We start from the raw sequence: 23590 nt of genomic DNA on the forward strand, positions 1-23590 counted from the left end.
ATACTATGGGGTGGCTTATGATCCGCCTGTACGACGGCGTTGGTTGTTCGGCTTCTTCGTATTTTGGCTTTTCAGTGTTTTGGCGGAACCGCCTTGAAAGCCGCCCTGCTGTGAAGCGCCGGACTGCTGTTTTTTTTGTGCCAGCTTTTCCCGAATGGCATCTGCGAGATTAACTTTACGTGGTTCATTAGCATCGCTCATGAATAAATTCCTCCTGTTGCCGCCAGATTCATGTCAATCATGCTGGATTGAATAAAAACGCGGCTGTGTCCTCATTTTATACGTTTTTAAAAGAAGGGACAAGGGCAACAATGATAACACACATCTGGGGTGGGGTGGAAGAGAAAACCTCTGTTTTTTGCGTGAAGGAAAAAATGTTTTGTATAACCTACAGGAATGGGGCCTGGCAATACTTTTTCGTTGTTACTACAGCGATGCAGAGCGGAAAGACTGTTTCTCTAGACCCACACAAAGTTCGTCTGCTATCCTGAAAATAACAGTTAACCAAAGAAAATTGTTATTATTCAGGGCAGCAACGCTGCTATTTTTATTTTTGGGCCCGGTAAGATCGTTCTGCTGGGAACTATATATTTGAAGGAGTGTCCTGCGTTGTGGTAAATGTCTATGAAGAGATACGAAAAGGTGAGCGCGGGGCGTGGGTGAGCATTGCTGCTTATCTCTTGCTGTCCGCCTTTAAGCTGATTAGCGGATATATATTTGCTTCTAGCGCGTTGCGGGCAGATGGCTTCAATAATGTCACCGATATTGTAGTGTCGGTTGCTGTACTGGTTGGACTGAGAATTTCCCAAAAGCCACCGGACTCTGACCATGCCTATGGACATTTTCGGGCAGAAACGATCGCGGCGCTGCTGGCGTCCTTTATTATGGCTGTCGTCGGTTTGCAGGTGCTTATTGATGGGATCGGGAGCATTTTCAAGGGCGGAAAGCAAATACCGGATATCACCTCCGCGGGTGTAGCTGTGATTTGTGCAGTGATTATGCTGGGAGTGTACCTTTACAATAACAGACTGGCACGGCAAATTAACAATAAGGCTTTGCTGGCAGCGGCCAAGGATAATCTATCGGATGCACTTGTCAGTGTTGGGGCAGCAGTTGGCATTATCGGCGCACAGTTCGGCCTACCCTGGCTGGATACTGTAGCTGCGATTGCGGTAGGATTTATCATTTGTAAAACAGCGTGGGATATTTTTAAGGATTCCACGCACAGCTTGACCGATGGATTTGATGAGCAAGAGCTGTCTGACTTACGGAGTACGATTGCCTGTATACCTGGAGTAGAGGGGATTCGGGACGTTAAGGCACGTGTACACGGCAATCATGCGCTGGTGGATGTGGTCATTGAGGTCAATCCGCAACTCAGCCTGATTGAAGGGCATCGAATCAGCGACCGGATTGAGGAACGTCTGCAAGAGGTTCATAATACGATGCATGTCCATGTCCATGTAGAACCCAAATTATAGATTAATTATTGAATAATTAGTGTTAAAAGTGACTTTAGACCTATATGCAAAAGGCGTATACGCTTCCTTTTGTGACGTTTGGATTATATCTCTCTTCCTGCTGCTTTTACTATAATGAAGGCATGTCCGGCTATATTCGTCGGAATTGGATATGCTCTTCAAATTCGTAAAAACAGCCAGGAGGTGCAACATTGAGAAGACGCGTGATGGGAATGCTCATGACGTCAGCCGCGCTGTTGGCAGCAATTCATGTAGCGCCGGGTCAGGTTGACGCAGCGGCATCAACAGCATCCACAGGACAGAAGGCAGTTATTCAGGCGGCTGTAAAGCTTAGGTCCGGTCCTTCGACTACAGGGGATGTAGTCAGCTTTATGAAGCAGGGAGAGGCCGTAACGGTATTGGAGAAAACAAACAGCTATTGGTATAAGATCAAGACTTCTGATGGAGTAACCGGATATACTAGCAGCTCCGACAAGTACATAAAAGTTGGCGCTACCAGCGTCGCTGCTGCTGTCACCTCATCTGCCAGCCGTAAACCGGAAGCCGCAGAGTCAGTTAAAAATGTTTCAGCTAAAGAGGCTGTAGCCTCAGTGAATAGTTCTGCCGGTCAAACGAAAGCCACGATTCAAACGTCCGTTCGTTTGCGGGCGGAGGCATCCACTTCTTCCGAGGTTTTGGGCTATTTGAATGCAGGGGATGTCGTTACGATTACCGATCCAAGTAATGCCTATTGGTTCAAGGTTACCAATGCTGATGGTACGATAGGCTACGTCAGCTCGTCTCCACAGTATATTCGTATTGGTGAGGGCGTCGTTGTGCAGCAGCCTGTGTCTGCTCCGGTGACAACCACTCCTGATACTACCGCAATACCTGTGACAGCATCTCCTGCGTCAACTATGAACATGTTTTCCGGTGATGCAGCGGCTGCAATAGAGCAGGTTATTAACACGGGGATGACTTATCTCGGAACTCCATATGAATATGGTTCGGATCGTAACAGTACGGCTACTTTTGATTGCTCGGCATTTACCCGTCAAATTTTCCGTCAGGCTGTAGGTATCCAGCTTCCGGCAGATTCTCGTTCACAGGGTGAGTGGATCAAGCAAAATAGTCAGCCGAATACGGACATGACTACGCTGAAGCGTGGCGACTTACTCTTCTTTACAAATTATAATGCATCTTCCGGGGCGTACACGTCCTTGGATAATTCCTCCCAAACGATTACACACGTAGCTGTATATTTGGGAGACAACAAGCTTCTCCATACGTTTTCTGTAGCGGGTGGCGGTGTAAAAGTTACGGATTTCAGCAAGCCTTGGCAGGACCGTTTCCTGTTTGGGGGTAGCGTGATTCAATAAAAGCGCCGTTAACCGTAAAAAAACTGCATCAAAAAAGGATGTTCCACAGCCCTGTTGACCAGGGTGGGAACATCCTTTTTTGATAAACATTTATTGCTTTTGTACAGCTATCATCCGATAACTATGAAACCCGTCTTCTTCCGGTAAAGAGTGAAATGACGAACAACACCAGAAATATCACAAATAATATTTTAGCAATTGTAGCAGCTATGGACACGACGATACCAAAAAAACCTAAGATTCCGGCGATCACAGCAAAAATTAAGAATAAAGCGGACCATTTTAGCATGTTCTGTATCCTCCTTTAATTGTATATAATGTGGCATACTCACGCCCCGATAGAGCGTGGTTGCAGATGACGGTGACTTCTATAGATTACTCGTGGCTGTGCCATCGTTATATGTTGTTTTAAACGGTGCGAGAGTCCGTGAATCATAACGTTTGGAGCGGAGAAGAAGCCAGCCTGGACGTTGTTTCGTGTCTGAATCTAAAGGGTAACTATGCAGTAATCATAAACATCATCGTGAAAGACGAAAGAGAGGTTACGCCATGTTAACACAGGTCAGCATTTTTATTATTGCTATCGCATTTGCAGTTCTCGTTATTTTCCTCATTAAAACGTTAAAAGCAGCACAAGGCTCACTGGATAAGGTGACTCAAACCTTACAGGATGTACAAAAAACGGTAGATGAACTGAGTTATGAAGTAAAACAAACGGTTCGACATGCGAATGACATCACCGCAGATGTTGATCATAAATTGAAACAAGTGGAGCCAGTGATGGAATCGGTTAGAAACTTGGGAGAGGTACTCAGCGAAGTGACGCTGGCTGCCAAGCAAGCTTCAACAGCGTTAATGACACGGTTTCAGAAATCGCAAAGCGCTGCGAGTAATACTTCCAGAACGGATAACGCGATTAACGCAACGACACCGAATAGACCTTTGACCGCAACGGAGCGGACGGTTCAGAGCTACAATGCGACTTATGAGGAGCCAGCGACCAAGCCGGGTAAAAACTGGTTGGGTTATGTAGACATCGCTGCTGGGGTGTGGCAGAAAATGCGTCAGTAGCATAGTGGCTGAACCGTAAACTACAGGAAATTCATTGAAAGGGTGAGATTTATGATGAAGACGTTATTACTAGCTGCTGGTTTGCTCACTCCCTTTTCCGGACAGGATATGGTTCAGCAAACCGTTTCCCCGCAAACAGCGGGGCATATGGTTAGGACTGTGCAGACGATACCCGCTCCACATGCTGTACCAGCAGATTTTCATACCTTAAACGGCATATCTTTGGATGATACACGTGCCGATGTATTGAAAAAGCTGGGCAGGCCACTACGAGTCAAAAAGGATACGCTGCTGCTTTCTACAGAATACCAATATCCAGATGTTGTAGTTGGTATGCGTGAGGACGTCGTTTCTTATGTGCATGTAGACCCTGCTGCCGGTCGAATCAAGGTAAATGATGAGTGGTTGCCGCTGCAACGGAAAACGCTGGATCAGGCGCTGGGTGGCTCGCAATTCACGGCGGAAGACGGAGAGGTCTATGTACGCGGACAACGTGCAATCAAAGTATTTATGGATGAGACGTCTGATAAACCTAAGTATGTCGAGTTTTTTGATGAAACGGAATGGTAATTGATATTTCCGAGGCGTGACATAACATGGAAGTTTCAAATGGATGTGTGAAGTGTAATAGTCAGAGAAGTCAATCCTTAAAGGAGCGTGAGAAACATGAATCAGACCAATCATAAATCTTATGCCAAAGTGGTAGATAACGGTGTACAAGCCGTTGAAGCAGTAAATGAGTTGCGTAACACGGGCTATCGTTATGAGGATGTGTTCGTGCTCGCTCATGATCAGGATCGGACAGATCGTATTGCTGATACGGTGGATGCTAAGGAAATCGGGATTAAGGAAGAGGGCGTTTTCGACTCATTAGCCAACTTGTTCCGTTCCCGCGGCGATGAGCTTCGCGCTAAAATTACTTCCTTGGGATTTACAGATACCGAAGCTGACTTTTATGAAAAAGAACTGGATCAGGGTAAAGTGCTGGTCATTGCTAAAAAAGCGTGATATTGCTGTTCGCCATAAAAGCAGAGTGGCATTAGATTCGAAAAAGAGGATGTTGACCGCAGCACAAGTGTTTCGCGGGTCCTCCAAAAACATAGATAAGGAATGGGGTTCCAGCCTCATTCCTTATCTATGTTTTTGGAATGCCTTCTTACGGAAACACTACTTCTAATGAACAAGGGTGTTGCCGTTTAAGCAGGTATAGTATAATACATGAGTTACAGATAAGGAGAGGCCAATGAGAATTCTAATTGTTGACGATAACCCGACGAATGTCATTATTATTCGTGAAATACTGAAAAAAGAAAATTATCGGGATGTGATCTCTGCTAGCTCGGCCGCAGAAATGTTGGAGCATCTGGGAATCGGTGATCGTACCATTAGTCTTCGACCCCGTCCTTCAGACATTGATTTGGTGCTGCTGGACATGATGATGCCTGAAATGGACGGCATTGAAGCTTGCAGTATTGTGCAGGAATATGAGCATTTAAAAGATATCCCGATTATTATGGTAACGGCAGTAGGCGATTCCAAAAAATTGGCCGAAGCTCTGGATGTGGGAGCCGTCGATTATGTCACGAAGCCGATCAACAAGGTAGAGCTAATGGCGCGAATCCGGTCTGCTTTGCGTCTCAAACAGGAGAAGGACTGGCATAAGGATCGGGATCAGCGAATTCAGGATGAGTTGAAGCTGGCCGCGATGGTACAGCAGGCGGTGCTTAGTCCTGCCATTCAGGACCCGGTGCTGCAAGTGAATGCGCTCTATCAGCCTTCCTTTGAACTGGCAGGGGATTTATATTCATGGTATCCGTTAGGGGAGGGAAGATATGCCATCATTTTGCTTGATATGATGGGGCATGGCATTTCTTCCTCGTTGTTCTGCATGTTCATTGCGTCTGTACTTAAGGATACGGTGACCACATATGTGGAGCCTGAGAAAGTCATACAAGAGCTGAATCGTCGTTTTAATCAACTGGATCTGGGCAAGCAGCTGGTACAGTATTATTTTACGGCGATTTATATGGTGATTGATACCCGTTCACGGCGAATTGACTATGTAAATGCGGGACATCCTCCCGGTTTGCTGTTCAACCAGGATGGAAGCATTACCAAATTTGACCGTGCATGTAGCCCGGTTGGTTTGTTTGATAAGATTGATGCAGAAATGCACACAATTTATTATGAAGGAACTGGACATATCGCTTTGTATACGGATGGCTTGCTGGAAGCGGTGGAAGGTGAATATGAGGAGCAGTTGGAGTATCTGACTGAGTGTCTACGTAAGTATGAGGATTGGAATGAAGAAGCGATGCTGGATGCATTTTTTCGTAATGAAGCGCCACAGGATCGCGATGATGATAAGTGCTTGATCTGGATTTCATTGAAAGAGGGAGAGAGCTTGCATGAAAATCAGAAATAAACTGCTGATCGGCTTTGGATCGCTTATGGCGATCCTCCTTGTGCTGACGCTAATCAGCTATGACCGTATGGGGAGCCTGAATGAGCAGCTGAATCAGGTTTACCAGGACCGATATGTGAAGGTCCGGAAAACAACGGCTATTCGTGGTCAGGTGAATGATATGGCCAAAGTTATGGCCAACCTGCTTTTAAATCCGGGCTCCTCTGTCGGCGAGGCCAAACGTGAGCTCGATGATATTTCCGCTACTGGAACGAAAGTGCTGGCAAGTCTGCAAACAAACTCAGGCACCAGTGAAGAGCAGCAGCAGGTTGATCGGGTAGCCGTCGCCTGGAATGAATTTCTAAGTTACGAACAAAGGTTAGTTTCCTTGTTGGGACAAGATCGTATTGATGAGGCTAACGCTTTCCGAAACAGTACTGGTTTGCCTGCTCAAGAGGAGGCAATGGACAGCATTAATGCCCTTGCCGTTTTTCAGGATCGGGAGATTGATAACGACATGAAGCAAGCCAATCAGGCCTATGAGGAATCTGTGCAGATTACCACAATTCTGATGGCCGCCGGTCTGATCATGGGCTTACTGGTTATTTTGTGGGTGCTCCCAAGCATTGCCAAAGGTCTAAATATCGTTAATCTCATGATTAATGGTTTTGGCAAGGGAAAGTACAGGGCCATCAGCCGAATGAGTGTTGCCTCCAAAGATGAAATCGGTGAAGTCGCTCGTGTATTTCAACAAATGGCCGGAGACTTGGAAGAAAAGCGGAAATTCGAGCATTCCGTCCTTCAAACGCAGAAGGATCAAACTTGGCTTAATGCCAATACTGCTCGGGTGACTGAGCTGTTCCGCGGTGTGAATTCACTGGAGCAGGTTGCTCAGATGTTCATTAGTGAGTTTACGCCCATCTTGGGAGGCAGCTATGGAGCTATCTATTTGCAAGGAAAAGATGTAGAAGACAACCGTTTTAAGTTATACGGCTCCTATGCAAAGGTGACTGGCGAAAATTCGATTAGGGACGTTATCCATGTGGGCGAAGGATTACTCGGACAATGTGTTCTGGATCGTAAGCCGATCTTGATTACAGAGGCTCCTGACGGATATTTGTCCATAGGCTCTGCCTTAGGAGAAAGTAAGCCAGTGGGAATTATGATCTTCCCTATTTTGTTCGAGGATGAGTGCATCGGTGCTATAGAAATAGCGTCACTGGATCGCTTCAGTGATCTGGAAACGAAGCTGTTTGCTCAATTAGTAGAGAGCTTGGGAATCATTCTGAACAATATCAAGGGACGGATGCGTGTAGAGCAATTGTTGCGCGAATCCCAGGCACTTACTGAGGAATTGCAATGCCAGTCCGAGGAGCTACAAACTCAGCAAGAGGAACTCAAGCGCTCCAACGAAAATTTGGAGGAGCAAACAGAGGAGCTCAAGCGTTCAGAGGAATTGTTACAGCGTCAACAGGAAGAATTGGAGCATTTTAATACTGAACTGATTGCCAAAACTAGAGCGCTAGAAGAACAAGTTCGAGAAGTGGAAGAAAAGAACGACGAGATTGAACATGCACGAGCTCAGTTGGAACAACAGGCAATGCAGCTAGGAATTACTAGCAAATACAAATCCGAGTTTTTGGCTAATATGTCTCATGAGCTGCGTACTCCGCTAAATAGCTTGCTTATTCTTTCTCAGCTCTTGTCTGAGAACAAGGAAGGCAATCTCAAGCCAAAGCAGGTGGAATATGCACAAACCATTTATATGTCAGGCGCGGATTTGTTGAAAATGATTGATGAAATTCTGGATTTATCCAAAGTGGACGCTGGAAAAATGGATATTAACCATGAAGCGGTCCATTTGAAGGAACTGCAACTGTTTGTGGAGCAGAATTTTGCTCCGGTCGCAGCCAAACGTGAGCTTCACCTGCATACCGAAATCGAAGAGAACTTGCCAGATGCCATTATCAGTGACGGTTATCGTCTCAAACAAATTTTACGTAATTTGCTGTCTAATGCCTTCAAGTTCACCATGGAAGGTTCTATTCGTTTCATTGTATCTCGGGCAAACGGAGAGCAGCTTCCTGGTCTGCTAAATCCACGAAGATCCTATCTGGCTTTATCTGTGCGTGATACGGGCATTGGGATTGCTTCCGATAAAACGGATCTGATCTTCGAGGCCTTCCAGCAGGTAGATGGTACAACCAGCCGGAAATACGGGGGGACAGGACTAGGTCTGTCGATCAGCCGCGAGCTTTCCAGATTGTTGGGCGGCGTTATTACGGTGGAATCCGAGCAGGGACAGGGCAGTTGCTTCACACTGTATTTGCCGGAACAAACGCCAACGGCTGAGGATATGGATTCTCATTCGAGAGAGGAATTTAACGGTGCGGATGTGAATTCGGATTTTGAAAATGTCGCAGCCTCGGTAGAAACGGACCTTCCCATGATTATGCCTGCTAAACGGTTGCCATTATATCAGATGCCTTCGAAAAACAAAGTGGAGGACATTATACATCCGGGGGACGACCGAAACGAGATTACCTCGCAGGATAAAGTGTTGCTGATTATTGAGGATGATATTAATTTTGCTAATATTTTGTACGATATGGCCCGTAGCCGGGGCTTTAAGGCACTGATCGCTCTCCAAGGAGACGATGGGCTCAACATGGCTCAGTCTTATTTGCCGGACGCTATTATACTAGATATTCAATTACCTGTAATGGATGGCTGGTCCATTTTGGGTGAGCTAAAAGGAAATTCATCGACACGTCATATTCCAGTGCATGTTATTTCGGTCATAGATGATGTGAAGCAGGGCTTAATGATGGGCGCGATTGCCTATCTCAAAAAGCCTTCCTCGAAGGAAAGTCTGGATAAGGCATTTTCACATATTAAATCGTATACGGACCAAATGGTCAAACGTCTCCTTGTGGTTGAAGATGATGATAATCAGCGTAAATCCATTATTGAGCTGATCGATCATGATGATGTTGCTATTACGGCGGTATCGACAGGTCAGGAAGCACTGCATGAGCTGGCTATCCAGCGGTATGACTGCATGGTACTGGATCTGATGCTGAGCGACATGACTGGTTTTGAACTGCTGGATCGTATTCGAGAGAACGAGCAGCTAACTGACCTGCCGATTATTATTTATACAGGCAAAGATCTGGATAACAAAGAAGAAACGCAACTTCGCAAATATGCAGAGTCTATTATTATTAAGGATGTTAAATCGCCGGAACGGCTTTTAGACGAAACAACGTTGTTCTTGCATCGTGTAGAGGCGAATCTTCCTGAGGATAAACGCAAAATTTTGCAGAAGCTATACAACAAGGAAGAGCTGTTTGAAGGTAAAAAAATACTGTTGGTAGACGATGATATTCGCAATGTATTTGCTCTGTCCAGTGTGCTGGAAAGCTATCGTATGGAGGTTACCTTTGCGGAAAATGGAAGAGAAGCACTGGAACTGCTGGAACAGACACCTGATTTTGATCTGGTGCTGATGGATATGATGATGCCAGAAATGGATGGATATGAAGCGATGCGACGTATCCGGCTAATGCCACAATTCGAGAAGTTGCCTATTATTGCCCTGACAGCCAAGGCCATGAAGGATGATCGTTCCAAGTGTATTGAGGCAGGCGCTTCCGATTATGTAAAAAAACCGATTCAAACCGAACAGCTTTTATCATTAATGCGGGTGTGGTTGTATTCGTAACCCAAAAAATGGGTAATATAAATCGACACATGATTGGAGCGGCACAGGCAAAACCTATTTAGGAATTGGAGAGAGATTATGACATCTAAGGATATGGCGGATAATGCTGCTAATGAAGTGAAATCGAATGATACTGAGCGGGAATTGATTGAGATTGAGCTGTTGCTGGAAGGCATACATCGGCTGTACGGCTACGATTTTCGTAACTACGCTCTGCCATCGATTAAGCGGCGTGTTTATTATCATGCGCAGTCCGAGAATGTAAGCACGATATCAGGACTTCAGGAGAAGGTGCTGCATGATCGCAGCGCCTTCGATAGACTGGTACAAAGCCTTTCTATTCCGGTGACCGAGATGTTCCGTGACCCGGAGCTGTTTCTGAATTTCAGGCAGAAAATCATTCCTATTTTGCGAACGTATCCGTACATTCGAATATGGCATGCAGGTTGCTCCACTGGTGAGGAAGTATATTCTATGGCGATCTTGCTGCATGAAGAAGGCTTATATGATAAGGCCCGCATTTATGCGACGGATATGAATAACCTGTCTTTACAGCAGGCGAAGGAAGGCGTATACGGGATCGACCGAATGAAGCTGTATACCAAAAATTATTTGGAGTCCGGGGGCACACAATCGTTCTCTGAATATTATACAGCCAAGTATGATTCAGTGATGTTTCATCCTTTTTTACGGAAAAATATTATTTTTGCGGAGCACAACTTAGCGACGGACCGGTCCTTTAACGAGTTCAATGTTATTTTTTGCCGGAATGTCATGATCTATTTTAACGACGAACTTCGCAACCACGTACATGGGTTGTTTTATGATAGCTTGAGTCATTTTGGTGTGTTGGTGCTTGGGGCCAAGGAATCCATACATTTTACCGATTATAGTGATTCCTACGAGCCGCTGGACCGGATAGAAAAAATTTACCGGAAGATTAAATAGAGATGCTTAGGAGGATTCCATGGGGCTTCATGAACCGATTCATATATTGCTGGTAGATGACAGACCTGAGAACCTGCTCGCTCTTGAGGCGGTGCTGGAGAGTGAACAATATAATTTGGTAAAGGCCACATCCGGGGAAGAAGCGCTGCGATGTCTATTAAAAGATGAATTTGCAATCGTAGTCCTGGATGTACAGATGCCGGGTATGGATGGAATTGAGACCGCAAAGTTAATCAAGGCCAGAGAGAAAACGAAGGATATTCCAATTATCTTTATTTCAGCTAACAGCAAGGAAGCGGAGCATTTATTTGCGGGGTATTCAGCGGGTGGTATTGATTATATGGTGAAGCCGTTCATCCCTCAAATTCTCAAGTCCAAAATTGAAGGCTTTGTACAAATGTATCTGACAAACAAGCGCTTGAAGACACAGTCCATGCTGCTTCATCAGAAGACCCAGCAGCTGGAGAAGATGAACAGCGAACTGATTGCCGCCAAGGAGGCAGCAGAGATTGCTGCCAATGCCAAAACGGAATTTCTGGCGATGATGAGCCATGAAATCCGCACACCTATGAACGGCGTCATTGGCATGATTGATTTGCTGATGGAGACGGAGCTGCAAAGTGACCAACAGGAATATGCCGATATTATCCGTCGTAGTGCAGACGCGCTGGTGGCAGTCATTAATGATATTCTGGACTTCACTAAGCTGGAGTCAGGCAAAATGGAGGTAGAGGAATATCCTTTTGATCTGGTTTCCTGTATCAAGGAAGTTTTCAGCCTATTTACGGTAGAGGTGAACCGAAAGAACTTGGAACTGGTTTATTTTCTCGATGAACAGATGCCTCCTGTGTTATATGGAGATATGGGGAGATTGCGTCAAGTACTGATTAACCTGGTATCCAATGCCGTCAAATTTACAGACCAGGGTGGGGTGTATGTCTTCGCATCTGTGAAAGAGCGTAGAGATAACGGACTTACCGTTGAGTTTTCTGTGAAGGATACAGGCATTGGTATTGATCCTGCTAAGGTTGGAAGACTGTTTCAGCCCTTTTCCCAACTGGATTCTTCAATGACGCGTAAATATGGTGGTACCGGGTTAGGACTCGCCATTTGTAAAACCTTGGTGAATATGATGGGCGGAGATATCCGTGTAGATACGAGCGGAGAACAGGGTGTGACGTTTCATTTTACAATGAAGCTTGGCTTTGCTCACGAGAATGAACTGGAGGGGGAGTCCAACCACGATTGGGAAATTCCACATCAGGAATCTCCAAGCCGTAAACCTGTACTGGTCGTAGATGATCATCCGATTAACCAGAAGCTGATGGTAAATATACTGGATAAGCTCGGTTTAGCTTCAGATGTGGCAGCAGATGGGCAACAGGCGCTTGATATGGTCATGGCGAATCAGGACTATGATTATATCTTTATGGACTTACAGATGCCTGTGATGGACGGTCTAGAGTGTACGGGTAGAGTGCGTGAGCAATTGGCGGGAAGATCCCAACCTGCCATTATTGCCATGACGGCTAACGTCATGGAGGGTATTCAGCCTCGATGTATTGAAGCTGGGATGAACGATTATATTAGTAAGCCCGTTAAAATCAGCAGTGTAAAACAGGCGTTGCTACGGCATTCTCCAGACCATTTTCCAATGCAGTCGGGTAAAGATCAAATCAATGAAGCTTAGATGGTGGTATTTGGTAGTGTTTAAAAAGTTATACCGTGATTCAAATGCTCGTATAATGGGTTAGTATGTAGGGAAATCTTTTTTCGGGAGAGTAGGCCTATGAATACAAATAAAAATGAGAAGTTTAATGCAATTACAGAAACAACCGATGGCGTAAATACCGTTTATCTGAGTGGAGAGTTGGATCTTTCGGTAGCACCTGATTTTCGTCTGGTGATGGAGCCTTTGGTGGGGGAGTCCAGCCAAGATTTGATTATTAACTTGAGAGACCTTAAATACATTGACAGCACGGGTATTGGTATCTTGTTATCCATTTTAAAAGCAAGGCATGGGATGGAGTCCCGCTTTGCTGTTCAAGAGGTACCGCCTCAAATTCAAAAGCTGTTTGATATGACTGGTATTGCCAAATTCTTTGTCCCCCAGGAGAATTCCCAATAGGAAAGGAAAGAAAAAGAAATGAATGCTCAAATTCAAAAAGTAGTTCTTAATTTGCCGGCAACTGCTGACTTTGTTGATATTGTAAGATTAAATTTATACGGTATTGCCGCGAAAATGGGATTCTCTTATGAGGATATTGAAGACATGAAAGTGGCTGTATCGGAAGCCTGTAATAACTCTGTCCTTTATGCATATGGTCATGAGGGGGGAGTCGTGGAAGTAATATTCGAATTTGATGAAGTTTCGTTGTCCATTCGTGTCAAAGATGAAGGGGAGAGCTTTGAACGTGTGGAGGACCCGTCCCGCATCGCATCCTTGCATGACAAGGAGTTGAATGATGCACAGATAGGCGGATTAGGCTTTTATCTCATGCAGGCGCTTATGGACGATGTCCATATCTTGAATGAGACAGGAAAAGGCACCGAAGTGGTGCTTGTAAAGCGACTGACCAGAAGTGAGGAAAGAGTATGAATGAAAAGGTAACTCCCCCGGAGTCGATGGATGAAGCCGTTGGTCTAATCTGGGAGTACCAGCAAACAAAAGATAACGAGATTGCTACCGTGCTGATCCGTAAGTATGAGCCGATGGTCAAGATGGCTGCCGGGAAGATCTCCCGTAACCGTCCGGACTTATACGAGGATTTATATCAGACCGGTCAGATGGCTTTGATACGTCTGCTTCAGCAATACGATATCAGCTTGGGTATCCCATTTGAACCGTACGCTATGAAAAGTATGCTGGGACATATGAAAAATTATTTGCGCGACAAATCCTGGTACATCCAGGTTCCTCGCCGCATTAAAGAAAAGGGTGCGCTTGTTCAACATGCTATTGATGAACTGACCGTTAAATTGGAACGCTCACCCAATGTGGACGAGATTGCGACCTATTTGGATCTTACCGTGGAAGAAACGGTTGAGGTGCTTGCTGGTCGTGAGTGCTATCACTATGTTTCACTGGACTCGCCTTTATCCCAGGAAGAGAGTGCAGCTACGTTAGGCGAGCTCATTAGCTCGGATGCTAACGATTATGACACTGTGGAAAAACGAATGGATTTGCAGCAGGCTTTAAGCCAACTGAAGGAGCAGGAACAAAAGGTGCTTCTTCTGGCATTTCAGGACGGTCAATCTCAACGTGCGATTGCACAGACGTTGGGCGTATCGCAGATGAGCGTTTCCCGTATTCAGAAGCGGGCAACGGAAAAGCTGAAGCAGATTATGTCTAATTCCTCTATTTCATGAGTAGATGGCAGATTATATGGCTTAAAATATTTGACGTCACATCGTAAGGACACGTTATTCCGATATAGGAAGCGTGTCCTTTTTATAAAGCGAAAAAGGTTGGGAGGAAGGTTGGAATCCATGACTGCATTTGAACAGATTTCTTCCTTTCGTGGAGGATGGGAATGGTGGGACATCAGTGCTGAGAATTGGCAAGATTCGGTCATACAGCACTTGAAGGAGAAGCTCCCAGAAGTCTCAGAATGGCTGGACAAGGTAGAGGACATTCCATCCAGCTTTATATCTGTGCGTTTTCCAGATGGCAATCAGCCCTTAATGTACGGGTCGCTGATCTACTCCGTTCAGGAGGAGATCGACAGTCAGCGCAATTGCAACAAGTTTTATTTTCTGGTCCTAAATCAGAAGTTAGTGACGTTAAATTTGGATCAAAATACCCGTGAAATTATGCACACAGCGGAACGTCAAAAAATGCTGGAACAGTGTGAGGATGCAGCTGACGGCATGTTTGTATTGGCGAGAGCCGTGCTTCATTATTTTCATACAGGTATGGATAAGTTCGAGATCAACCTGAGAAAACTGGAAGAGGACATGGAAATAAGGAATGCTCGGACGCTGATGGATTCTATATTGAATGCACGTTTCGAGCTGTTGTATTGGAGCAATATGTTCATTCCTTTTTCAGAGCTGGTAACGGCTTCTCGGGAGGCATATCTGGATAAACTGGAGGAGAATCGCTTTTTTAAGCAGTTACTTTACCGTGTTACTCGGATGGAAGGACTTTTCCTGCATTATGAAAAGGAAATCGACACATTGATCTCCATTGACGACGCCATTTCTGCATTTAGGGGGAATGAGATTACAAAGACGCTCACCATTGTCACCGCCGTATTTACACCAGCAACTGTAGTGGGCGCTATATGGGGCATGAACTTTGAAAATCTGCCTTGGATTAAAACAGGCTGGGGTTTTACCACCGTGATTATTGCCACATTGCTAAGTATGGCGGGAATGTACGGCTGGCTGATGATGAAGGGGTGGACAGGAGACTTATTGAAAGCTAACAAGCGCAACAAATTGTAGCGGCTGACTACATCTGTTTTATTTTACAAATAAAAAACGATCCATCGTAACTGGAGGCTCTTTGAGGAGTCTATTACCGGTTACGATGGATCGTTTTTAAATGAGATAGGGACAATTACTTAGTACCTTGGCTCATTTTGATATATCCTAATAATTCGGCGATGAAATCTCCGATGACCGGAAGATTTAATTGTACCAGGAAACTGAGCAACCAAGCGAGCAAGGCGAGTATGACCACTGTACCCAGCGTAAGGCCGAGACCACGTGCAATCCCTGCGGTCAGATTGCTCATAATTCTTCTTTTAGTGCTGGAGTAGTTCTCCAGAATATCTTTAAACTCTGCTCTTTCAAGCGTATCTGCTATTTGATCTAAGCGTTTGTTAAGCCGCTTAACCTCATGGCGCAGCTCAAAAGGATGCTCATTTACATCAAAGTCTCTCTCCTGATCATGCGTTTTAACATGATCAGGAGTGGAAGAAGCCTGCTTGGATGAAACCTCATCTGGCTGATCTTGAGCCTGTAGGGGATGAAAGGTTCTTTTGTTGTTCGCGGAAAGATCATCTCCATAGGAGTTTGGCTTGCTCATTGTCATCCCAGCCTTTCTATCATTTAAAAACAGCCAGCTTCTTGCATGCTGGCTGTTCAGTGTCTAGGGCTTATTTTTTTTCATCTGAATGTGTAACTATTAGGAATTAGCATTCAATTGTTTCTGTGTATCCTTGGCCGCCTGAGCCGTTGCATCCATAACTTCTTTATCCGCTTTGGCCGCTTCATTAGCGACATCGGCAGAAGCTTTGGTAACGCTGGAAACGATATTGTCTTTGCTCTCAGCTACCGTTTTGGCTACATCTGCTGTTTTGGTGGAAACGGTTTTGGCCAAATCTGTCGCTTTGCTGCTAACTACAGATGCCACATCCTTTGTTTTATCGGAGACAACTGTAATTTTATCAGACAGATCACTACGCAAATCACGACCCGGCTTCGGCGCGAACAGCAGGGCTGCGGCAGCACCAATCAAACCTCCAATAAATAAACCTTTTGCAAAACCTGAAGTACCTGCCATATTTTGATTGTCAATGTTACTCATGTTATATCACTCCTCTTATAGAATAAAAAATATATATAAATGTTAGGTAGCCCTTCTTAATAGCCTGGACACAAGTCCGAGCAAGAACACGAACAATGCGGTTCCGAGTATGGCTGGAATGACTGCAAAATCTCCGATGACCGGGCCCCAGTCTCCCAATAGCATGACACCTAGCCAAGCTCCTACAAATCCAGCAATCATAGAGCCCGCAATGCCGCCAGGCATTTCATGACCAGCCAGTGCATCGCCAATCAATCCGATAATAATAGCCATTACAATACTTAGTACAATTCCCCACACAAGGATCGCCTCCCTTATCCTAAGTTCACAAAATCATAACGTTTTTGATGATACTGAGCTTCGATATTGCTGTGCCTTGCTTACTTCGTATATAAACGTCGTGACCCGGAGTGAAACAAAAAGCCGTCTCGGACATTTACCGGTGGGGAGTGGAAGGATGCTGCATACGCGCTCGCCAATAGATCACAGGAACGGTAAACACCAGCCAAATAATACCTGCAATATAGCCACCCACAATATCTGTAGGAAAGTGAACACCTAGATATACGCGGCTTAGTCCAATCAGGAGAATCAGTAGTGCACCAAGAACGCACGGAAGAAAGAGCGAGCGCCCACGAATCTTTCGTTCTATGGCCCAAATGGCAAATATCATTCCGTAAAATCCCATGGAAATCATCGCATGACCGCTGGGAAAACTGTAGCCCCCGGCTTCAACCAAATGTTGAAGTGACGGGCGTTCCCGTTGCAAAATTTCTTTAATTAGCGTATTCAGCACCCACATCGCCGTAAAGCTGCTTAGGATCGCAAAGGAATAAGCTTTTGAGCGAAGACTGACCCAACACAAGGTGGCAGCACCGAGGGCGATGATCAACGACATGCGGAATGAACCGAAAGATGTAATGAATACAGCGATGGTTAACAGTTGGTAACGAGCAGCTGCTGTGTCTGGAAAAACGACATTCTGTATGCGTTCATCCCAATATAGAAAAGGAGCTGTGCCAATCCATTTCACAGAGTAGGCGATGAGAAGCAACACAGCGATCATGATAATAGATGCATACAGACTACGACGCAAATAGCTTGGTAGGAACCGGGATGATTGGGGTTCATGGGATAGCATATGTAATAAATCTCCTCCTTATGGCTGTGATAGACTCAATTTTTCGTACTATTAACTTAACTAATAATGAACTTAAGAGCAAAACCCGACGGAGACGACAGGCTGATTGAGGCATTTAAGCCCGGGGTAAAGGGATCGTATCACAGCGTTTGTAAATGCCAGGGCCGGAAGTGGGATAGTCATTACAAAGCAAGGCTGCTTTACGGAACTGGAATCCATGGAGGTGTTAAGGATGATTAAAATAGTGACATCGGCAGAAAGACATACCTCAAATAAAGGATGGATTCATAGTGAGTTTAGCTTTTCGTTTGCCGATTATGAAGATCCGAGCAATGCTCATTTTGGTTGTATGCTAGCCCATAATGATAACGAGCTTGAACCGCAGCAAGGCTTCAAAAGACATCCGCATCACGATTTGGAAATCGTCACCTATGTAATTGAAGGCCAACTGCATCATAGCGACAGCTTGGGACATGAGCAGGATTTGAAAAGCGGCTCGATACAGGTTCTGAGTGCAGGCACGGGAATTGAGCATGAAGAGCGAAATACTGGGGATGAAAGACCGGTTCGCTTTTTGCAAATGTGGTTTTTACCTGAGAGCCCTGACATTCAGCCTTCTTATCAGGTGCAAAGATTCAAGCACAGTGAACGTCTAAATCGGCTTCAGCCTGTTGTGTCTGGTTCAGAAGTGGAGGGGGCGTTATCCATCGCGCAGGATATAAATCTGTATCTGAGCAGATTGGAAAAAGGACAGCAGCTTGAATATCCGCAGCAAGAGGAGCGCCGCACCCACATTTATGTAGTTAGCGGTCATGTAGAAGTTACATGCCAGGATGGGGATTTTCAGTTAGGGCCTGGTGATGCCGCGCGAATTCAAAAAAGCTGTACATTAAAGATACTAGCTACAGGTAATGAGGATATATCTGAACTGGTGTTAGCGGATTTGCCTTGAAGCATCCTTAAGTGAAGAAGTGTATGAAAATGCATATATGCAATCGAAAAAATAAAGCTCGTATCCCGTTGCACGTCTGTTGAGACGACCGGAGATACGAGCTTTATTTATGCTGACAGGGCCACTATCATGAAGGCTGTTGCTCATGATGATAGGTTGTAATACAGCTAAGCTGTCTTCCTATAAGCTAATTCAGGAGGATTTTCGCAATCTGCCCAGTTCAGAAACAATAGCTTCAACTTCTGAAATGCTCAGGTTAGGCTTGCTTATCACCATATCATAGACATCATGAATGTCCTCGTATTGCTCCAGCGAGAAAGCAGAAGCCTGCATAGCAGCACCACTTGCCATACGGAGCTTGGTTTTAATACCTTCAATCATATACTCAATGTTGGCATGAGACGGTACAGACAAATCCATCGTTAATTTTCCATCCTTTCATAACAGGGGAAGTTGCCTGTATTGTATCATGTTTTTGTTGTAGAATGTACTGAAAGCCAGATTACCGATATACAACCGAATCAAGGAGGATGGACAAAGTTGTCTTTGTATAATCGAGCTTCCGCACCCGGTCGCTTGTCCTTAGAACATAATGTAAAGAAAACAGATCGCGATGGACTCGCGCCGTTTTTTCGAGAAATTCATCATCAGCATGCTATAGATAAGTTGACTTTTGTTTGCATCGGTACAGATCGTTCGTCGGGTGATTCACTTGGGCCACTAGTAGGCACCATGCTCAAGGAGCAAGGCTTTCCGCACGTGATTGGCACAATGACGGAGCCCTGTGACGCAGATCATCTGGTTTCATACTTGGAGTGCATTCCCCAAGATCATCATGTGATCGCCATAGATGCTTGTCTTGGACAGCACGGCTCAACGGGAATGTTTCTTGTTGCGCGTGAACCGCTAACTCCTGCGCGATCGGTGGGGCTGTCTCTGCCGTCTGTTGGTCATTATAGTGTTGCAGCGATTGTGAATGAGCGCAGCCCCAAACCCTATTGGACACTCCAAATGACGTCGCTTCACTTGGTCATGACAATGGCTGCGTATATTGCTAATGCGGCGGCTTATGAATTTGGTTTGAAAACAGCTTCGCAAGATTTTCCAGAGGGTTACCGTTTCAGATATTGATGGTCTGCTTAATAATATACATCAGCATTGTTCTACTTAATAATATATTCAGCTCCAATAGATTATATACAGAGAAGGAAGGGTTCCATATGGAAAAGGTATTATGCGAAGGAACGACGATCTGCTATGCCGAACAGGGAAAAGGAGATCCGATCATTTTATTGCACGGATTTTGCGGAAGCTCCTCCTACTGGGATGAGGTTGTTCCATTGCTATCCCCAAGCTATCGTTGTATTGTTCCAGACTTGCGTGGACACGGACGCAGCGATGCTCCACTAGGAGCCTATACTATTGATCAAATGGCGGATGATGTGCTTAAACTTCAAGAACAATTGGACATCCCTCAGGCTGCCTGGTTTGGTCACTCCCTAGGAGGCTATCTAGCCCTTTCGGCAGTGCAGAGACATGCAGAGCGCCTTACAGCCTTTGGACTGATTCATTCCACAGCTTATGCAGATACGGACGAAGGTAAAGAAAAGCGGAATAAGGCTGTATCCACCATCCAAACGGAGGGGATTACGACCTTTGTAGATGGACTTGTACCGGGGCTATTTGCTCCTGATCATGTGGAGTCGATGTCCACCCAATTACTGAAAGTCAAAGAAATTGGCTACAAAACACCACCACAAGGAGCCGTAGGAGCATCACTGGCTATGCGCGAGCGTACTGATCGTCGGGATGTATTGTCGGCTTCTGCATTGCCAGCCCTTTTAGTAGCGGGTGAGCAGGATCAGGCGGTTCCTCCAGCGCGGACGTTTACAACAGATCGGGCCGGAGTAACTCAGGTTACCCTACCGGAAGCAGGTCACATGAGCCTGTTCGAAGCACCGGAGTTATTAGCGAACGCTATCTTGACATTTTTAGAGCAGAACTTGAAAAAATAGACTAAGGGAAGCCCAAAAAACCGGAACCGTCTGAGGCGATAATCAGAAGGTCCCGGTTTTTTTGTGTAGTCAATTATTTTAAGGTGTGTAAGGTGTCTAATTTATGTTGCTTTTGTTAAAGGCAAACGCTGTCGGCAAACCGTCAATACTCTCCAAATTTTTCTCATAGGCATACTTTTTAAGTGCTTCTTCTCCCATCTGAATCGAGACTTCCTTCAGCTTTTCCCGTTCGTTCTCGTATGTCATGAAGGGAACCGCAAAACCACATGAATTCTGCACCATGTGAACGTCCACAACCATGATTTGTCTTGCACCGGGAAGCGGATTGAAGAGTGGGTACAGCTCATTCCATTGCTTAGTATCAGGCAGCGCGACTGTACCAGTGCCATAGAGCTTTAATACACTGGGAGCGCCCTCAAATGCACAAAACATGATTGTTACCCGTCCGTTCTCGATAATGTGGGCGCTTGTCTCGTTGCCGCTTCCCGCCAAGTCGAGATAGGCTACCCTCTGGGCCGATAGAATACGAAAGGAATCATATCCCTTGGGGGAAAGGTTAACATGCCCTGTCTTGGATAGCGGTGCTGATCCTACAAAGAAAATGTACTGCCGCTGTATAAACTCTTGATGTTCCGGTAATATCGAGCTAAATTGTTTACCCAAACTCCATCATCCTTTCTCACAAAAACATTCATATAAATTTTGTTTCTAAGGAAAATAACTACTATGAATTCTTTTATGAAATGTTTAAATATACTGATTATATTTTTGTTTCGTATGAAACAAAAATATCACGACACTAACAAAGAAGCAATATTGATTTTAAAAAAAGTCGTCATTCGCTATTCACATGATTTGCTACAAAGTACTGTACCGTAGGAATTTCACTGCCATACATGAGCATTCTGACTACCTGATCATTGAGGTTATTAACTGAGGGTGAAGGTTACAAGTGGTATTTCTGCATGGTGGGGCATTTGGCTTTTAGACAAGGATGTCATACAATCAGAAGACAGAGTTTCTGGTTGTCTAGGCATTGGGATGAAAGGAAGGGAACGGCTTGCTTAGAAAAGATTATTTGCTCAGTATGATGGAAGAATTGACATCCGCAGTAGCATCGGTGCTCGGTCTAAGGCGTGAAAATAAACACGTCGAAGCGCTACAACAGCTAGATGACCTGCTCAACAAGCAGTTTCGTCTTCGTTCAGATCTGCTCAGACGATTGCCGCCGGAACAAATTATTGAGCTTTTCCGATTGGGCCCTGGAATTGAAGCAGACAAGCTCCAACAGGTGGCTCGCATTTTAGAGGAAGAAGCCGTGATTTACCTGGAAACCAGTAGAACAGACGAGGGCATACGAATCTTGATGAAATCTCTTCATTTATATTTGTACAGCGATTTGAATGGCGCGACTCGTAATCTGCAGGTCCTGCCTGAACGAATAGCGTGTATCGTGCAACTGGTGCATGAATATGAGCTTCCCCCTGAAACCAGCAAGCTGTTGGCTGTTCATTACGAGCGGGAAAACAGGCTGGACGAAGCCGCCGATGTCTGGTTTGGATTGGCATGGGAGCAGCCAGAGCTGCTAGCGGAAGCGGAGACGTTTTATAGTCAATTACTGGATAAGACCAATGCAGAGCTGGAGCTGGGTGGAATTTCACGCCAGGAAGTCACCGAGGGTTTGACTGAGATCACCCAATTACATGAAAGAAAGTGAGATGTACCTTTTGGATTCACTGCGCGAACTTATATACCAATTGACCACGGGAGGATCCCTCATAACAGCGACGCTGAGTCAGCTTCGCAAACGGGAGGATGCTTCTTTTACTAAAGTGCAAATCAAACCTGTAGAATTGAAAAACAAGCTGCATTACCAGTTTGCTTTTCATTATAGCAACAAAGTCATTCATGAAAATCTGACCCCTGACGAAGCTAATGAGCGTATGACTGCCTTGTTTGAGGATACGTTCCGCCAAGGACTTTTATGCGCCAAGGATGCAGACTACCAAGTGCTGATCAGTAAAAAATATAAAGTATCCATTCTGACAAAGTCACCGAGCAAAAGTAAAGCCGACCTGTCTCATAATCGCAAAAAGCAATATGTGCTCGAAGAAGGGGAACGAATTCCTTTCCTGATTGAGCTGGGGATAATGAATGAGGATGGTAAGGTACTGGCCCGCAAGTATGATAAGTTTCGTCAAATTAATCGGTTTCTCGAAATGGTGCAGGATGTATTGCCTAGCCTTCCGGTAGGCCGCCCATTGACGATTGTGGATTTTGGCTGTGGCAAATCGTATTTGACCTTTGCGCTGTATCACTATTTGGCTGTACAGCAAAAGCGACCATTGCAGATCGTTGGTTTGGACTTGAAGGCAGATGTCATTGAAACCTGTAATGTTCTGGCTCAAAAGCTGCAATATCGACAGTTGGAGTTTCTGGTCGGTGATATCGCAGACTATAACGAACTGGAACAGGTGGATATGGTTGTTACCTTGCACGCTTGTGATACAGCAACGGATGCGGCGCTGGAAAAGGCCGTCCGCTGGGGAGCTTCCGTCATTTTGTCGGTTCCGTGTTGCCAGCATGAGCTGTTCAGCCAACTGGAAAATCCGGTATTGGAGCCGTTGCTTTCCCATGGTATTTTAAAGGAGCGTTTTTCAGCACTGGCAACGGATGGAATCCGGGCCAAACTGCTGGATATGATGGGATATCGGACACAGCTGTTGGAATTTATCGACATGGAGCATACACCTAAAAATATTCTGATTCGTGCCGTCAAAGGGCAAGCGGGAGAACAATCCGTTCTGTGGCGTGAATATACAGCATTTCGGGATTTTATTCATGCTAATCCTTATTTAGAACGCGCTTGTGCGGATTTGCTTCCCGAAGGAGCGGGGAAGAAGCAGACACACAGCTAGGAATATAGTAAAAGTGGAGCCACTGCGGGGTGGCTCCACTTT

Annotated in this window: 26 protein-coding genes; 18 read left to right on the top strand and 8 right to left on the bottom strand. The window is 45.3% G+C overall.

Going from position 1 to position 23590, the window contains the following annotated elements; translation table 11 throughout:
* Positions 1-15 precede the first annotated feature (15 nt).
* Positions 16-201, bottom strand: a complete 186-nt coding sequence (locus ACQW03_RS15650; protein WP_013311941.1) for a hypothetical protein — start codon at positions 199-201, stop codon at positions 16-18.
* Between the two features lie 410 nt (positions 202-611).
* Here ACQW03_RS15650 and ACQW03_RS15655 point away from each other — a divergent pair, with 410 nt between their 5' ends.
* Both ACQW03_RS15655 and ACQW03_RS15660 read left to right on the top strand, forming a co-directional pair.
* Positions 612-1481: a cation diffusion facilitator family transporter gene (locus tag ACQW03_RS15655; protein ID WP_028541844.1), complete on the top strand. Its 870-nt coding sequence runs from the start codon at positions 612-614 to the stop codon at positions 1479-1481.
* 191 nt (positions 1482-1672) lie between these two features.
* On the top strand, positions 1673-2839 hold the full coding sequence (locus ACQW03_RS15660; RefSeq protein WP_076294277.1) for a C40 family peptidase: 1167 nt from the start codon (positions 1673-1675) through the stop codon (positions 2837-2839).
* Between the two features lie 121 nt (positions 2840-2960).
* On the opposite strand, the gene ACQW03_RS15665 is transcribed toward ACQW03_RS15660, so the two are convergent.
* Entirely contained in the window at positions 2961-3128 is a 168-nt protein-coding gene (locus tag ACQW03_RS15665; protein ID WP_023990280.1) for a DUF1328 domain-containing protein, read from the bottom strand.
* Positions 3129-3388: 260 nt separating this feature from the next.
* Between ACQW03_RS15665 and ACQW03_RS15670 the strand changes: the two genes are divergently transcribed.
* The 11 genes from ACQW03_RS15670 (at position 3389) to ACQW03_RS15720 (ending at position 15435) form a co-directional block, all read left to right on the top strand.
* A complete protein-coding gene (locus ACQW03_RS15670; protein WP_071642941.1) occupies positions 3389-3910 on the top strand; it encodes a DUF948 domain-containing protein in 522 nt (173 codons plus the stop codon).
* A 51-nt stretch (positions 3911-3961) separates the two neighbouring features.
* A complete protein-coding gene (locus ACQW03_RS15675; protein ID WP_441950516.1) occupies positions 3962-4480 on the top strand; it encodes a hypothetical protein in 519 nt (172 codons plus the stop codon).
* A 96-nt stretch (positions 4481-4576) separates the two neighbouring features.
* Positions 4577-4918 (top strand): general stress protein, encoded by a 342-nt coding sequence (locus tag ACQW03_RS15680; RefSeq protein ID WP_023990277.1) that lies wholly within the window; start codon positions 4577-4579, stop codon positions 4916-4918.
* Positions 4919-5153: 235 nt separating this feature from the next.
* Positions 5154-6335 (top strand): PP2C family protein-serine/threonine phosphatase, encoded by a 1182-nt coding sequence (locus ACQW03_RS15685; RefSeq protein WP_071642937.1) that lies wholly within the window; start codon positions 5154-5156, stop codon positions 6333-6335.
* Positions 6319-10038 (top strand): response regulator, encoded by a 3720-nt coding sequence (locus tag ACQW03_RS15690; RefSeq protein ID WP_441950519.1) that lies wholly within the window; start codon positions 6319-6321, stop codon positions 10036-10038. Before ACQW03_RS15685 ends, ACQW03_RS15690 begins: the two co-directional genes overlap by 17 nt.
* Before the next feature lie 78 nt (positions 10039-10116).
* On the top strand, positions 10117-10986 hold the full coding sequence (locus ACQW03_RS15695; protein WP_023990274.1) for a CheR family methyltransferase: 870 nt from the start codon (positions 10117-10119) through the stop codon (positions 10984-10986).
* Between the two features lie 19 nt (positions 10987-11005).
* Positions 11006-12676: a response regulator gene (locus tag ACQW03_RS15700; RefSeq protein WP_441950521.1), complete on the top strand. Its 1671-nt coding sequence runs from the start codon at positions 11006-11008 to the stop codon at positions 12674-12676.
* A 99-nt stretch (positions 12677-12775) separates the two neighbouring features.
* Positions 12776-13114, top strand: coding sequence for an STAS domain-containing protein (locus ACQW03_RS15705; RefSeq protein WP_023990272.1), 339 nt, complete (start codon positions 12776-12778; stop codon positions 13112-13114).
* Positions 13115-13132: 18 nt separating this feature from the next.
* Positions 13133-13585: an anti-sigma B factor RsbW gene (rsbW, locus tag ACQW03_RS15710; protein ID WP_023990271.1), complete on the top strand. Its 453-nt coding sequence runs from the start codon at positions 13133-13135 to the stop codon at positions 13583-13585.
* A complete protein-coding gene (locus ACQW03_RS15715; protein ID WP_441950524.1) occupies positions 13582-14355 on the top strand; it encodes a sigma-70 family RNA polymerase sigma factor in 774 nt (257 codons plus the stop codon). The genes rsbW and ACQW03_RS15715 overlap by 4 nt, the downstream gene beginning before the upstream one ends.
* 120 nt (positions 14356-14475) lie before the next feature.
* Positions 14476-15435: a magnesium transporter CorA family protein gene (locus ACQW03_RS15720; RefSeq protein ID WP_076294273.1), complete on the top strand. Its 960-nt coding sequence runs from the start codon at positions 14476-14478 to the stop codon at positions 15433-15435.
* Positions 15436-15550: 115 nt separating this feature from the next.
* Here ACQW03_RS15720 and ACQW03_RS15725 read toward each other — a convergent pair whose 3' ends face one another.
* The 4 genes from ACQW03_RS15725 to ACQW03_RS15740 form a co-directional block, all read right to left on the bottom strand.
* Positions 15551-16027: a DUF5665 domain-containing protein gene (locus ACQW03_RS15725; RefSeq protein ID WP_071642929.1), complete on the bottom strand. Its 477-nt coding sequence runs from the start codon at positions 16025-16027 to the stop codon at positions 15551-15553.
* 93 nt (positions 16028-16120) lie between these two features.
* Complete coding sequence (locus ACQW03_RS15730) at positions 16121-16522, bottom strand: YtxH domain-containing protein (protein ID WP_071642928.1); 402 nt, start codon at positions 16520-16522, stop codon at positions 16121-16123.
* Positions 16523-16564: 42 nt separating this feature from the next.
* Positions 16565-16822, bottom strand: a complete 258-nt coding sequence (locus tag ACQW03_RS15735; RefSeq protein WP_013311925.1) for a GlsB/YeaQ/YmgE family stress response membrane protein — start codon at positions 16820-16822, stop codon at positions 16565-16567.
* 136 nt (positions 16823-16958) lie between these two features.
* Positions 16959-17663, bottom strand: a complete 705-nt coding sequence (locus ACQW03_RS15740) for a phosphatase PAP2 family protein (protein ID WP_220030188.1) — start codon at positions 17661-17663, stop codon at positions 16959-16961.
* Between the two features lie 232 nt (positions 17664-17895).
* On the opposite strand from ACQW03_RS15740, the gene ACQW03_RS15745 reads away from it, so the two are divergent.
* Positions 17896-18615, top strand: coding sequence for a pirin family protein (locus ACQW03_RS15745; RefSeq protein WP_071642924.1), 720 nt, complete (start codon positions 17896-17898; stop codon positions 18613-18615).
* Between the two features lie 192 nt (positions 18616-18807).
* On the opposite strand, the gene ACQW03_RS15750 is transcribed toward ACQW03_RS15745, so the two are convergent.
* Positions 18808-19035: a DUF1128 domain-containing protein gene (locus ACQW03_RS15750; RefSeq protein ID WP_013373034.1), complete on the bottom strand. Its 228-nt coding sequence runs from the start codon at positions 19033-19035 to the stop codon at positions 18808-18810.
* A 120-nt stretch (positions 19036-19155) separates the two neighbouring features.
* Between ACQW03_RS15750 and yyaC the strand changes: the two genes are divergently transcribed.
* On the top strand, positions 19156-19746 hold the full coding sequence (yyaC, locus tag ACQW03_RS15755; protein ID WP_076294339.1) for a spore protease YyaC: 591 nt from the start codon (positions 19156-19158) through the stop codon (positions 19744-19746).
* Between the two features lie 89 nt (positions 19747-19835).
* A complete protein-coding gene (locus ACQW03_RS15760; RefSeq protein WP_076294270.1) occupies positions 19836-20630 on the top strand; it encodes an alpha/beta fold hydrolase in 795 nt (264 codons plus the stop codon).
* Between the two features lie 96 nt (positions 20631-20726).
* Here ACQW03_RS15760 and ACQW03_RS15765 read toward each other — a convergent pair whose 3' ends face one another.
* Positions 20727-21293, bottom strand: a complete 567-nt coding sequence (locus ACQW03_RS15765) for a pyridoxamine 5'-phosphate oxidase family protein (protein ID WP_441950529.1) — start codon at positions 21291-21293, stop codon at positions 20727-20729.
* Between the two features lie 397 nt (positions 21294-21690).
* Here ACQW03_RS15765 and ACQW03_RS15770 point away from each other — a divergent pair, with 397 nt between their 5' ends.
* Together ACQW03_RS15770 and ACQW03_RS15775 are read left to right on the top strand one after the other, a co-directional pair.
* On the top strand, positions 21691-22347 hold the full coding sequence (locus tag ACQW03_RS15770; RefSeq protein WP_071558261.1) for a DUF6483 family protein: 657 nt from the start codon (positions 21691-21693) through the stop codon (positions 22345-22347).
* Positions 22334-23548, top strand: a complete 1215-nt coding sequence (locus tag ACQW03_RS15775; protein WP_071558262.1) for a class I SAM-dependent methyltransferase — start codon at positions 22334-22336, stop codon at positions 23546-23548. Before ACQW03_RS15770 ends, ACQW03_RS15775 begins: the two co-directional genes overlap by 14 nt.
* Positions 23549-23590: the final 42 nt, after the last annotated feature.

The sequence above is a fragment of the Paenibacillus sp. DRB1-1 genome (assembly GCF_052119485.1).
Taxonomy (GTDB): Bacteria; Bacillota; Bacilli; order Paenibacillales; family Paenibacillaceae; genus Paenibacillus; species Paenibacillus polymyxa_B.